This is a genomic window from Rathayibacter sp. AY1D9 (genome assembly GCF_002932395.1).
GTDB lineage: Bacteria > Actinomycetota > Actinomycetes > Actinomycetales > Microbacteriaceae > Rathayibacter.
Genome location: NZ_PSVQ01000001.1, coordinates 337,150 through 350,163, shown reverse-complemented (window position 1 = coordinate 350,163; position 13,014 = coordinate 337,150). Strand labels below are relative to the sequence as shown.

Sequence of the window (13,014 nt, the reverse complement as noted above, 5' to 3'; positions counted from 1 at the left end):
CCGTCTCGAACAGCCCGATCGGGTTGTTCTCGGCGAGACCGGTGACGGCGAGGGCGGGAGTGACCCCGACCGTGATCAGCAGGCCCCCGAGCGCGGCCGCACGACGGATCCAGACTCGTCGCCTACTCTCGTAGCCATGTCTGCGCAAGGAACCGCCCGCGGCGGCGTGCTCGCCCGGGTCCTCGGGATCGTCGGAGCCAGCCTCGCCGGGGGCCTGCTGATCACGGTCGGGGTCACTCCCGCCCTCGCCGTCACCGGTCTCGCCGAGAACAACCCGATCGGGCTGTTCGAGACGGTGCCCGAGTACCTCGAGCTCGGCCAGCTGGCCCAGAAGACCGAGATCTACGCCAAGCGCACCGACGGCTCGGACGAGCTGCTCGCCTCCTTCTACGCGCAGAACCGCGAGGAGGTGGCCTTCGACCAGGTCAGCCAGTCCGTGAAGGACGCGGCGGTCTCGACCGAGGACCCGCGCTTCTACGACCATGGCGGCGTCGACCTGCAGGGCACGATCCGCGCGGTGCTCAGCAACATCGTCGGCGGTGACCTCCAGGGCGGATCCTCCATCACCCAGCAGTACGTCAAGAACGTCCTCGTGCAGAAGGCGGAGTCGCTGAGCGCGACCGACGAGGCCGCCTCGGAGGCCGCCTACGAGGAGGCGACCGCGACCACTCCGAGCCGCAAGCTCAAGGAGATGAAGCTCGCCGTCGACCTCGAGAAGAAGTACAGCAAGGACGACATCCTCCTCGGCTACCTCAACATCGCGGGCTTCGGCGGCCAGGTCTACGGCATCCAGGCGGCGGCCGAGTACTACTTCTCGACCAGCGCGGCCGACCTGAGCCTCGCGCAGGCCGCCAGCCTGATCGCCACGGTCAACAACCCCAACGGCCTCAGGATCGACCAGCCCGAGAACATCCCGGACAACAAGATCCGCCGCGACTACGTCCTCGACCAGATGCTCCAGGAGGGGAAGATCTCGCAGGCCGACCACGACGCCGCCGTCGCCGAGGAGGTCGTCCCCGCGATCACGCAGACGCCCACCGGCTGCCAGACCGCCGGCAACGCGGCCTTCTTCTGCGACTACATCACCCGCGTCGTCCAGAACGACCCGGCGTTCGGCGACGACGCGGACACCCGCCTCGCGAACTTCCAGCGCGGCGGCTACAAGATCTACACGACGCTCGACCGCGACCTGCAGGACACCGCGGCCAACGCGACGAACAACGCCGTCCCCAAGGTCCCCACCCTCGACACCAACATCGGCAGCGCGACCGTCTCGATGGAGGTCGGCACCGGCCGGATCCTGGCGATGGTGCAGAACAAGGACTACGACGCGGCCGGCGCCGTGAACGGCGCGAACTTCTCCGCCGTCAACTTCAACACCGACACGGCCTACGGCGGCTCCGCCGGGTTCCAGGTCGGATCGACCTACAAGGTGTTCACGCTCGCGCAGTGGCTCGCGAGCGGACGCACCCTGAACGAGACGATCAACGGCCGCGAGCGCACCTTCTCGGGCTTCCCCGCCAGCTGCGCACCGGGCGGCGAGCTCGACACCTCCTACGAGGTCAACAACGACGACAGCGAGAACGGCAGCTACAGCGTGCTGACCGGCACGATGCAGTCGATCAACACCGTCTACGTCTCGATGGCGCAGCAGCTCGACCTCTGCGCGATCCGCGACCGCGCGGTCGGCTTCGGAGTGAAGGCCGCCGACGGCGGCGAGGTCGACTACAAGCCGTCCGCTGTCCTCGGCTCGGACACGCTCATCTCCCCCCTCTCGATGGTCACCGCCTTCGCCGGCTTCGCCAACAACGGCACCGCCTGCTCCGCGATCGCCATCGACTCGATCACCGACGCGACCGGCGCCGCCGTCCAGCCGCCGACCTCCACCTGCAACCAGGCCCTCAGCCCCGAGCTGACGGCGGTCGCGAACTACGCCCTGCAGCGCGTCGTCACCGGCGGCACGGCCGCCCAGTCCGACCCGGACGACGGCATCGAGCACATCGGCAAGACGGGCACCACCGACAACGCGGAGTCGACCTGGATGGACGGGGCGAGCTCGCGCGTCGCGACCGTGGTCTGGGTGGGCAACATCGACGGCCACACCTCGATGCGCGAGGTCCGCTTCCCGAACTCGGAGCTCGAGAGCCGCCCGTACGCCTCCAACATCCGCCACTACATCTGGAACTCGGTGATGACCCGCGCCGACCAGAAGTACGGCGGAGACGACTTCGAGGAGCCCAGCAGCGCCCTGCTGAACGGCCGCCAGATCGCCGTGCCGACCGTCTCCGGCCGCTCGGTCGACGACGCCACGGAGGCGCTGGAGGACCTCGGCTTCGACGTCGAGGAGGGGGCGACCATCGACTCGTCGCTCCCGGCCGGCGTGGTGGCGGGCACCGACCCGGCCGCGGGCACGACCGTCGCGCGCTACTCCGACATCGCCCTGCTGATCAGCAACGGCTCGCAGGTCCCGGCTCCCGCCACCCAGGCACCGGCTCCGGCTCCGACCGGCACGGGAGTCCCCGCGACCGAGGCTCCCCCGGCGACTCCCACGGCGACCCCGACAGCGACAGCCACGGCGACTCCGACGGCGGAGGTCGAGGAGTGAGCTTCGACGCGGACTTCCTCGGCGTCCCCGCGGGTGCGCCGCTCCTGAGGGTCGAGCGCCCGGTCCGGCTCCTGCCGTACACGCACTTCGAGGTGCTGCTGGATCCGGAGCGGCGCCTGGCCGTCTCGACGGCCGTGAACATCGACGGCGCGCGCCTGGTCGAGCTCGGCCGCGGCGACGACTGGCACCTCGACGACCGCATCCCCGCCTCCGAGCAGACCGGGCCGGAGGTGTACGCCCGCAACGACCTCGACCGCGGCCACCTGGTCCGCCGCCGCGACCCCGTCTGGGGCGACCGGGACGAGGCCGCCGCGGCCAACCGCGACAGCTTCTGCTACACGAACGCCGCGCCCCAGGCGAGCGGCTTCAATCAGTCGCAGGAGCTGTGGCTCGGGCTCGAGACGCTGGTGCTCGAGTACGCGCAGACCTGGCGCACGCGCCTGAGCGTCTTCACCGGGCCCGTGCTCGCGGACGACGACCCGGTCTACCGCGGTACGGGCATCCCCCGCCGCTTCTGGAAGATCGCGGCGTGGAGCCCGGACGGATCGACGCTCGCGACGAGCGCGTACCTGCTCGACCAGAGCGAGCTCGTGGAGCGGGTGCGCGAGGGCCTGGTGCCGCTCGGCGGCTTCAGGACGTTCCAGCTGCCGGTCGCCGCGATCGGCGAGCTGACCGGTCTCGACGTGGACCTCCTCGCCGGGGCCGACGTGCTCGGCTCGGCAGGACTCCGGCCGGAGCCGTGGCGCGAGATCGTCGAGCCGTCCGACGTGGCGAGCGGCCTCCTCCCCCGCTGAGGCTCCGCCGGGGGCAGGATGGGCGGATGAGCACCCCCGTCCTCGTCGAGATCACCTCCGGCGCCGTCGTCCTCCGCGACCCGGAGGGTCCGCTCGTCCGCGTGGACGAGGCGGGCTACCTCCGCGGCGACGGGGTCTTCGAGACCGTCGCGGTCCTCGACGGACGTCCCCGTGCGCTCGGCGAGCACCTCGAGAGGCTGGCCGGATCGGCCCGGGCCGTCGGGCTGACGATCCCGGAGGCGCCCCTCTGGTCCCGAGCGGTCGACCTCGCCGTGGCGGAGCACGACCGGGTCGACGACCTGACGGTCCGCTTCATCGCCGCCCACGGCTCGAGCGACTCCGCCCGGTGCACCGTGCGCGCGGCTCCGACTCCCGACTCGAGCGCGCTCCGGGAGAAGGGCGCGGCCGTCGTCGTGCTGGACCGCGGGTACGCGAGCGGTCCGCTCGCGCCGTGGCTGCTCCCGGGCGTCAAGACCACCTCGGGCGCCGTCACCCGGGCGGCGCTGCGCGAGGCGGCGTCCCGGGGCGCGGACGACGTGGTCTGGCGCACGAGCGACGGGCTTCTCCTCGAGGGGGCGACGTCGAGCCTGGTGCTCCTCGGCGACGGGGTGCTCGCGACGCCGCTCTCGGGCAGCGTGCTCGCCGGCACGACGGTCGAGCGGGTCCTCGCGCTGGGCGAGCGCCGCGGGCTCGCATCGTCGCGCCGCGAGCTGCCGGTCACGGCGCTCACCGGTGCGGATGCGGCGTGGCTGGTGTCGAGCACCCGGCGGGCGATCCCCGTCCGCTCGGTCGACGGCGCACCGCTCGCGATCGACGCGGGCCTGACGGCGGCGTTCGAGGCGGGGCTGCTCGCCGGCTGACCGCGTCCGCGGCTCGGACTCCCTGCGCCTCAGGCCGCTGCGGCCAGCGCGCGGGACGTGTGCGGGCCGACCCCGGCCTCCTCCGCGTCTCCGAGATCGGCGAGCGTGTCGACGTCCAGCCTCAGCGTCGACGAGCCGGGCAGCACGACGACGGCGCAGCCCGCGTCGCGGTGCCGGGCCAGCGAGCCCGGGCCGAACGCCGGAGCGACCAGGGCCCCTGCCGCCAGCAGGAGCGCCGTGGTGCCGCTCCCCTCGCGGTCCGGGACGACGGCCGGGAGCGACCGCGTCGCGAGCGCCTCGGAGAGGTCCGACGTCAGCAGGGCGGGCAGGTCCCCGGTCAGCACGATCACCGGGGCGCCCGGCCGGCGGTGGAGGGCGGCCTCGGCTCCCCCGGACACGGCGGCGTCGAGGGTCCCCGGGTCGGGCACCACCACCAGCTGCGGGTGCTCCGCCCGTGCGCGGTCGGCCGCACCGGCGTCGGAGGTGACCAGGAGAAGGCTCGTCACCGGCTCCGCGGCGGCCACCGCGGCGAGCGTGTCCAGGAGGAACGCCTCGGCCAGCGCCGCGCGGCCCGGCACGTCGAGGCGCGTCTTCGAGCCGCCGCGGCCCTTGAACACGACGACCGCGCTCCAGCCGGTCACGGGCGCTCCTCGCGCGAGGCGGCTCCGGCCGCGAAGCCCTCGGCGAAGGCCTCGTCGGCGCCGAGGCGGAACATGTCGTCGGGGCCCGTCCGGGTCAGCGTGCGGGCGCCCGGGCTCTCGATCCCCGTCACCAGGCGGGCGAGCCCGCGGACGACGGCGACGGGGCGACCGCTCGCCTTGCCCTTCACCAGGTCGCCGAGCGCGGCGATCTCGTCCGCCACGGCCGGCATGGTCACTCCGAGCGTGCGCCCCAGGGCGTCGACCCCGCCGCGGAGGTCGTCGATCACGAGGACGCTCGCGGCTCCGATGGCCGCGTCGGTCTGTCCGACCCGCCACGCGCGGCCCAGGGTGTCGCTCACGAGCACACCCACCTCCACGCCGAGCCGCTCCCGGAGACCCGCGCAGAGGGCCCGCGCCGAGGCGTCCGGGTCGACGGGGAGGAGGAGGACCGTCCCCTCCGCGACGTTGCTGGCGTCGACTCCGGCCGCCGCCTGCACGATCCCGAGGCGGTTCTCCACGATGCGGGTGACGCCGGAGCCGTGCGCCCGGGTGGCGACGACGCGGACGGTCTCGGCCGTGATCGCGTCCTCGCGGTCGGTCGCGGCGACGACGCGCCCCTCCGCCTTCGAGACGATCTTGCTCGTGACCACGAGGATGTCGCCGTCCGCGGGCCGGTCCTCCTCGGCGGCGGCGGCGACGGCCTCGAGGATCAGCTCGAGCAGGTCGTCACCGGGAGTCACCTCCGGGATGCCGTCGAGGGCCCAGGCCTGCACGCGCGTCTCGCTCACCGGTCCATTCTCCCGGCTGCCGCGGGCGCACGGGTCCACGGCCCGAGATCACCCGAGTGGACGATCGGCGGCGCCTCAGCCGGCGGCGAGGTACGCGGCGACCGCGGGCGGCACGTAGGGGGCGACGTCGCCGCCGAGGGAGGAGACCTGCCGCACCAGCGAGCTCGACACGTGGGCGTGCGCGGGATCGGGCAGGAGGAACACCGTCTCGACGTGCGCGAGGTTGCGGTTCACGATCGCCATGGGGGTCTCGTACGCCACGTCGACCTGCGAGCGGATGCCCTTCACCAGGATGCTCGCGCCGACGTCGGTGCAGTAGTCGACGAGCAGGCCCATGCTCCACGAGGCGACGACGATCCGCCCCTCGAGCCCGGCCTCCGCGATCGACTGCTCGATCAGCGAGACGCGCTGGGCGATCGGCAGCAGCGCCGTCTTGGCGGGGTTGTGCACCACCACGACGTGCAGCTCGTCGACCAGGCGCGCGGCCCGCTCGATCACGTCGAGATGACCGAGGGTCACGGGGTCGAAGGAGCCGGGGACGACGGCGATGCGGGCCATGCCGACAGAGTAGCGGGCGGGCACCGCCTAGCTCTTGGCGAGGAACTCCCGGTCGCGGTCCTGCACGCGGCGCTCGAGCGCGGCACGGAGCCGATCGTGCGCGGCGAGGGACGGGTCCTCCGCGAGGAGCCGCTCCGCCAGCGCCCGCGCCTCCACGATCACGTCCGCGTCCTGCACCACCCGCAGCAGGCGGAGCGACGAGCGCCCGCCGGACTGCGAGTCGCCCAGCACGTCGCCCTCGCGGCGCAGCTCCAGGTCGACCTCGGCGAGCGCGAAGCCGTCGAGCGTCGCGGCGACCGCCTCCACCCGCTCGCGCGCGACCGTCCCCGCCTCCGCCGCCGTCACGAACAGGCACACCCCCGCGACGCCGCCGCGCCCGATGCGCCCGCGGAGCTGGTGCAGCTGCGACACTCCGAACCGCTCCGCGTCGAGCACGACCATCATCGAGGCGTTCGGCACGTCCACGCCGACCTCGATGACCGTCGTCGACACCAGGACGTCGATCTCCCCCGCGGCGAAGGAGCGCATCACGGCGTCCTTCTCCTCCGTCGTCATCCGCCCGTGCAGCGCGGCCGACCGGCGCTTCCCGAGCAGCGGATGCGCGCGCACGCCCTCCAGCGTCGCCGCGACGGTCGTGAGCGGCGCGGCGGCGTCCTCCTCGGGCGGCTGCGCGCCCTCGGCGGGCTCCCCCGGCTCGATCGCCGGGCAGACGAGGTAGACCTGGTGCCCCGAGCGGATCTCCTCCTCGGCGCGCTCCCAGGCCCGCGCGATCCACGCGGGGTGGTCGGCGAGCGGGACCACGTGGCTCGTGATGCCGGGGCGCCCGGCGGGCAGCTCGCGGATGGTCGAGGTGTCGAGATCGCCGAAGACCGTCATGGCGACGGTCCGCGGGATGGGCGTGGCCGTCAGCACCAGCACGTGCGGCGGGGTGGCGCCCTTCCGGCGCAGAGCGTCCCGCTGGTCCACGCCGAAGCGGTGCTGCTCGTCGATCACGACGAGGCCCAGGTCGTAGAAGGAGACCGCGTCGCCGAGGAGGGCGTGCGTGCCGACGACGATCTTCGCCGTGCCCGAGACGATCCGGAGGAGGGCCGCACGGCGCTGCGCCGCCCCCAGCCCGCCGGTGAGGAGGGTCGGCACCAGCTCGGCCGCGAGCTCCGGGCCGAGGGTCCTCGCAATCGAGCGGAGGTGCTGCCCCGCGAGCACCTCTGTGGGAGCGAGCAGAGCCGCCTGCCCGCCGCTCTCGGCCGTGGCGAGCATCGCCCGGAGCGCGACGAGGGTCTTGCCGGAGCCGACCTCGCCCTGCACCAGCCGGGTCATCGGGCTCTCAGCGGCCAGGTCGGCGGCGATCTCGTGCCCCACCGCGGTCTGGTCGCCGGTGAGGGCGAAGGGCAGCGCGGCGTCGAAGCGCTCGAGCAGCCCGCCGGGGCCGGGCACGCGGGCGGTCGCGGGGCTGCTGCGCGCCGAGGCCCGGCGCTCGAGCAGGGCGAGCTGCAGGAGGAATGCCTCGTGGAAGCGCAGCGTCTCGCGCGCCTGCGCCTCCTCGCCCTCCCGCTGCGGGCGGTGGATCAGCTCCAGCGCCTCGCCGAGGCCCAGCAGCGAGCGGCCGGCGCGCACCTGCTCGGGCATCGGGTCGGGCACGTCGCGCAAGCCGTCCAGCAGCACGCCGATCGCGGCCTGGAGCTGCCAGCTCGAGATCGCGCTGGTCGCCGGGTAGATCGGGATCGGCCGCTCGGCCCAGTCCTTCGCGAGCTCACCGCCTCCCGTCTCCGTCGCGGCGGCCTCCTCGTCGTCGAACAGGCGGTAGTCGGGATGCGTGAGCTGCGGGGTGTCGCGGAACATCGAGACCGTACCCGCGAAGATTCCGCGCACGCCGCGGTGGAGCTTCGCCGCGCGCCAGGGCTGTCCGAAGAACGTCAGCGAGAGCGTGCCCGAGCCGTCCGAGATGACGACCTCGAGCAGGGTGCCGCGCCGGTTGCGCATCGGCCGCTCGCGCACCTCGCGCACCTCCGCCACGATCGTCACGCTCTCTCCCACGGGGAGACGCGAGAGCGCCGTCAGCTCGCCCCGCTTCGCGTAACGGCGCGGGTAGTGGCCCAGGAGCTCGCCGACCGTGCGGTACCCGAAGGCCTTCTCGACCGCGCTCGCCGTGCGCGGCCCGATCAGCGGCGCGAGCGAGGCGTCGAGGGGGTCCGGGATCACCTAGCGATCATAGGTCGGACCTCGGACGCGCGAGCCGGGCGACCGGGTCCAGCGCCGAGCGGGGCACGACCGACGCGAGCACCCGACGACCGGCACTCGCGGAGCCGCGGAGCGCGGCGGCCACGGCGGTCGCGTCGTCCCACGCCTCCGACTCGCTCGCGGACGGCGAGTAGCGCCGGCGCTCGACGCGCTCCCGGAGCCCCTGCAGACGTGCCGCCGCTCCGGGGTCGAGGGCGGGAGCCATGCGGGCCTCCTGCGCGCGCGGAGACTCCGTGTCCTCCACGGGGACGCCCAGGTCGCGGGCGGTCGCCAGCAGCTCGGCCCACGCGGCCTCGACGGAGCCGGAGCGCGCGGACCGGCGCCGCAGCGCGCGCTGGACGGCGCGCATCAGCCAGGGGACGAGCACGAGCAGCAGGAGCAGCACCCAGAGCGTGGCCGCGGGAGCCGCCGTGGTGCTCGAGGCGCCGACGGCACCGGGGGTCGGCGTCGCCGACGCGGCCGTCGGAGTGGGTGTCGCGGCGGGAGCGCTGGTCGCACCGGGCGCGGTGGTCGCGGTCGAGCCCGGGGCGGTGGGGCCCGAGGACGCCGTCGCGCTCGGCAGGGTGTACGAGGCCGGAGCGCCGCGGCTGGGCGTCGGCTCGAAGGGCAGCCAGCCGACTCCCTCGAAGTACAGCTCGGGCCAGGCGTGCAGGTCGGAGGAGAGGACGCGGTAGGTGGTCAGGTCGCTGCCGCCGGAGGGCACGACGGAGCCGGGCTGGTAGCCGATGGCGAGCCGCGACGGGATCCCGAGCTCGCGCGCCATCACCGCCATCGCCGAGGCGAAGTGGACGCAGTAGCCCTCCTTCGTCGTCAGGAACGCCGAGAGCACGCCGACTCCGTCGCCGTCGTAGCCCTCCTCCGCGGGGGTGTCCTCGGAGTAGCGGAACTCGGACGAGCGGAAGTACGTCTGCAGCGCGCGCGCCCGGTCGTAGGCGGTCGGAGCCTCCGCCGTGACCTCCTCGGCGGTGGTGCGGACGATCTCGGGCACGTCGTCGGGGAGCGAGAGGTACCGGTCGACGCCGGACGGCGCGGGCGCGGCGAGCAGCTGCTGCGGGTCGGGCTCGAGCCGCAGCGCCTGCACCTGGTAGTCGTCTCCGGAGCGGGTCGTCGCGTCGCCGCGGATCGAGCCGTCCTGCACGTCCTGGAGCCAGCCGTCGCCGACGCCCGTCAGCGACGAGACCGGATACGGCACGGGGAGCCACTGGCTCCGCAGCGTCTCCACCGAGACGTCGACCTCCTCCGCCTCGCGCGGCACGCTCTCGGAGAGCCCCTCGGGCGCGATCGGCGCCTCGATCGGAGCGGTCTGCTCGGTCTCGCTCGGCGCCCAGTCGTCACCGTCGAAGTCCGAGACGGTCAGCACGCGGAGGTAGACGGGCAGGTTGGAGTCGGTGGCGTAGCGCAGCACGGTCACGGGGTTCGGGCGGCGCAGGTCCGCGCCGAGAGCGACCACCGGGTCGATCGCGCCGTTGAAGAGGCTGCCGGAGACGCCCGAGGGGGCGGTGGTGCGCGCGTAGCCTGCCGCCGACCCGGCGACGACTCCCGCGCCCAGGACGACGACGGTCACGGCCGCGAAGGCGGGCAGCACGGCCGCGGCCGCGCTCGGGCCGCTCGGGCGGCGAGGGGCGGCCGTGGCGGCGAGCACGCCCGCGTAGGCGAGCGCAGTGACGACGAGGCTCGCCCAGGACACCTCGGAGGGGTCCACGATCGCCGGCACCGCGAGCAGCGCCGCAGGGAACAGACCGGCCAGGGCGGGGAGGCGGACGGAGAAGGCGAACAGGTCGGCCGCCCAGGCGAGCACGACCACCCCGCCGATCAGGAGGAACGAGATGCCGTCGTCGGCGATGGCCGGGAGCCCCTGCTGGGCGATGGACTGGAAGCCGCCCTGCGCGAGCGCCTCCGCCTGCGCGACGGCGCCGGGCGTGGGGATCACGAACAGCAGGGCCCGACCGGGCACGAACATCGCGGTCAGCACGCCGACCATCGTCAGCGTGCCGAGGATCGGCGGGACGACGGGGTGCACGCGCAGAGCCCGGGCGGCGGCCGGGACGCCGAGCACCACGGCAACCGCGCTCGCGAGGAGCACCAGCCAGTCGACGCCGACGAGGAGCCGCCCGATCCCGGCGGCGGCGGCCGTGATCGCGAGGAAGAGCAGACCGCTCAGAGGAGCCGACCCGGCGCGCGGATCGCTCTCGACGCGGCGGCTCACGCCACCACCCGCAGAGCGAGAGCCTGCGCCCACGCCTCCTCGACGGAGGCACTCGGGTCGACGGACACCGCGTACCAGCCGAGCGAGGCGAGAGCCGCCTCCTCCTCAGCGGTGCCGGCGACGACGAAGGCGATCGCGGGGCGCGACTGCGCGGCCAGGGAGCCGAGGGCGTCGAGGTCCGACTCGAGGAGTCGGGTGAGGACGGCGAAGACCGGTCGCACTCCCCCGGTGTCGCGCATGTCGGCCGAGATCCGGGTCACCGCGTCGACCGACTCGCGCGAGGGCGCCAGCTCGGCCAGGCGCAGCAGCACGTCGTGCGCCACCTCGCGCTCGTCCTCCGAGTGCTCCGGCTCGCCGTCCGCACCCGTCTCGACGAGGTGGGTCTCGAAGCCGCGGTCGAGCAGGTGCACGGCGAGGGAGGCCGTCATCGACACCGCCCACTCGAGCCGATCGTCGCCGCGCCGCTCGAGCACGCGCTCGGCCCGGGTCTCGAGGAGGATCCACGCGTGCGGATCGGTGTTCTGCTCGTCCTGGCGGACCATGAGCTCGCCGGAGCGGGCGCTCGCCCGCCAGTGCACCCGGCGCATGGCGTCCCCCGGGCGGTAGTCGCGCGGGATCACGTCGTCCGTGCCGGCGCCGGCCGTCGCGTGCGCGACCGGGCTCGATCCGCCTGCTCCGTGCGCGTCCAGGACGTCGCTCTGGAGCGGCACGACCCGCGGAGTCACGACGAACGGCTGCGCAGCCCCCACGACGCTCTCGCGGAGCGCGAGCCCGAGGCCGTCGCCGCGCACCAGGCGCAGCGGGCCGATGCGGTGGATCCCGCGCCGCTCGGCGGGCAGACGATAGCGGGCGCGCACGCGGCCGCCCGACGGGACGCCCGGCAGCCCGAAGACGCCCTCGGCGACCGGCCGGCCGACGACGACCCCGCGCTCCACGCGCTCGAGCCGGTCGTGGGCGCGCGCCCCGCTGCGGACGGCGCGGCCGCGGTTCTCGAGAAGCACGTCGACCTCCACCACGTCGCCGGCCGCGACGGTCTGGGGAGCGAAGCGGCGCTGCACCCGGAACGACGCCGGCGCCAGGAGCAGGGAGACGAGCGCGCCCAGGGGCAGGCCCAGCAGCACCAGGCCGACGAACAGCAGCTCGCGGAACTCCGACAGCGGCGCGATCACCACTCCCGCGACGCCCAGCAGAACGAGCGCCCAGCCGCGCAGCGTCAGCGCGACCCCGCGGAGCGCGGGCAGACCGCCGAGACGGGACGACGGCGTCTCGGCGGCGCGGGCCTCAGTCGCCACGGTTGCCGAAGGGGACGGGGGTGGCCGCGACGATGCGCTGCACGATCTCGGTGACCGAGTGCGAGGATCCGGCGCCGGAGCGGCCGGGGAGGCGGGTGGCGGGCAGGAGGCGGTGACCGAGCACGGGGACGGCGAGCGCGTCCACGTCGTCCGGCACCACGAAGTCGCGGTCGCTGAGGGCGGCGAGCGCCTTCGCGGCGGCGATCAGCTGGAGCGTGGCGCGCGGGCTCCCCCCGAGCCGCAGCTCGGGGTCGACCCGCGTGGCCTGCATGATCGCCACCACGTACTCCTGCACAGGCGGTGCGACGTACACGGAGCGCACGTAGGCCATCATCCGCTCGAGCTCGGCGAGGCCCACGACGGGCCGCAGCTCCTCGAGCGGGCTGGCCGAGTCGCGGGTGCGGATCATCTCGAGCTCGGCGCGCTCATCGGGGTAGCCGAGCGAGAGGCGGGCCATGAAGCGGTCGCGCTGGGCCTCGGGCAGCGAGTAGGTGCCCTCCATCTCGACCGGGTTCTGCGTCGCGATCACGGCGAAGGGGCGCGGGAGGAGGTGGGTGGTGCCGTCGACCGAGACCTGGCGCTCCTCCATGCACTCCAGCAGCGCCGACTGCGTCTTGGGCGAGGCCCGGTTGATCTCGTCGCCGATCAGGATGTTCGCGAAGACCGGGCCCGGCTTGAACTCGAAGTCGCGGGTCGCCTGGTTGTAGACCGAGACCCCCGTGACGTCGGAGGGGAGCAGGTCGGGCGTGAACTGGATGCGCGCGACGCTGCCGCCGACCGAGGCCGCCAGCGACTTCGCCAGGACCGTCTTGCCGGTGCCGGGGACGTCCTCCATCAGGAGGTGCCCACCGGCGAGGAACACCGTCAGCGCCATCGAGACCTCGGCCGACTTGCCGTCGATCACGCGGGTGAGGTTCCCGAGGACGGCGCCGCAGTGCGCCGTGAACTCCTCGCGGGTCAGGGGCGTCTCGGGAGCCGCTCGGCGGCCGACAGCGGAGCGGGTGTCTTCGAGCGACGTCATAGCTAGGGATT

Annotated in this window: 10 protein-coding genes; 3 read left to right on the top strand and 7 right to left on the bottom strand. The window is 74.2% G+C overall.

Translation table 11 applies throughout. From position 1 onward, the window contains the following. Positions 1-136: 136 nt before the first annotated feature. Genes C5C50_RS01595 through C5C50_RS01585 form a run of 3 tightly spaced genes read left to right on the top strand, consistent with a single transcriptional unit; the run spans position 137 to position 4,259 of the window. Positions 137-2,605 carry a transglycosylase domain-containing protein gene (locus tag C5C50_RS01595; protein ID WP_104223103.1) on the top strand — a complete coding sequence of 823 codons (2,469 nt, stop codon included), beginning with the start codon at positions 137-139 and terminating at the stop codon, positions 2,603-2,605. After that, positions 2,602-3,399 (top strand): DNA/RNA non-specific endonuclease, encoded by a 798-nt coding sequence (locus C5C50_RS01590; protein ID WP_104246547.1) that lies wholly within the window; start codon positions 2,602-2,604, stop codon positions 3,397-3,399. Before C5C50_RS01595 ends, C5C50_RS01590 begins: the two co-directional genes overlap by 4 nt. Before the next feature lie 26 nt (positions 3,400-3,425). Beyond that, positions 3,426-4,259 carry an aminotransferase class IV gene (locus C5C50_RS01585; RefSeq protein ID WP_104268509.1) on the top strand — a complete coding sequence of 278 codons (834 nt, stop codon included), beginning with the start codon at positions 3,426-3,428 and terminating at the stop codon, positions 4,257-4,259. 29 nt (positions 4,260-4,288) lie between these two features. On the opposite strand, the gene cofC is transcribed toward C5C50_RS01585, so the two are convergent. From cofC to C5C50_RS01550, 7 genes are all read right to left on the bottom strand, one after another. Further along, complete coding sequence (gene cofC / locus C5C50_RS01580; RefSeq protein ID WP_104268508.1) at positions 4,289-4,900, bottom strand: 2-phospho-L-lactate guanylyltransferase; 612 nt, start codon at positions 4,898-4,900, stop codon at positions 4,289-4,291. Continuing rightward, positions 4,897-5,688: a coenzyme F420-0:L-glutamate ligase gene (gene cofE / locus C5C50_RS01575; protein ID WP_258067593.1), complete on the bottom strand. Its 792-nt coding sequence runs from the start codon at positions 5,686-5,688 to the stop codon at positions 4,897-4,899. The genes cofC and cofE overlap by 4 nt, the downstream gene beginning before the upstream one ends. Positions 5,689-5,763: 75 nt before the next feature. Then, positions 5,764-6,246, bottom strand: a complete 483-nt coding sequence (coaD, locus tag C5C50_RS01570) for a pantetheine-phosphate adenylyltransferase (RefSeq protein WP_104233800.1) — start codon at positions 6,244-6,246, stop codon at positions 5,764-5,766. A gap of 27 nt (positions 6,247-6,273) precedes the next feature. Then, on the bottom strand, positions 6,274-8,445 hold the full coding sequence (locus tag C5C50_RS01565) for an ATP-dependent DNA helicase RecG (RefSeq protein ID WP_374952905.1): 2,172 nt from the start codon (positions 8,443-8,445) through the stop codon (positions 6,274-6,276). Between the two features lie 7 nt (positions 8,446-8,452). Next, positions 8,453-10,690: a DUF3488 and transglutaminase-like domain-containing protein gene (locus C5C50_RS01560; RefSeq protein WP_104272691.1), complete on the bottom strand. Its 2,238-nt coding sequence runs from the start codon at positions 10,688-10,690 to the stop codon at positions 8,453-8,455. Continuing rightward, complete coding sequence (locus C5C50_RS01555; RefSeq protein WP_104267002.1) at positions 10,687-11,982, bottom strand: DUF58 domain-containing protein; 1,296 nt, start codon at positions 11,980-11,982, stop codon at positions 10,687-10,689. Before C5C50_RS01555 ends, C5C50_RS01560 begins: the two co-directional genes overlap by 4 nt. Further along, entirely contained in the window at positions 11,972-13,003 is a 1,032-nt protein-coding gene (locus C5C50_RS01550; protein WP_104225624.1) for a MoxR family ATPase, read from the bottom strand. Before C5C50_RS01550 ends, C5C50_RS01555 begins: the two co-directional genes overlap by 11 nt. Between the last annotated feature and the right edge of the window lie 11 nt (positions 13,004-13,014).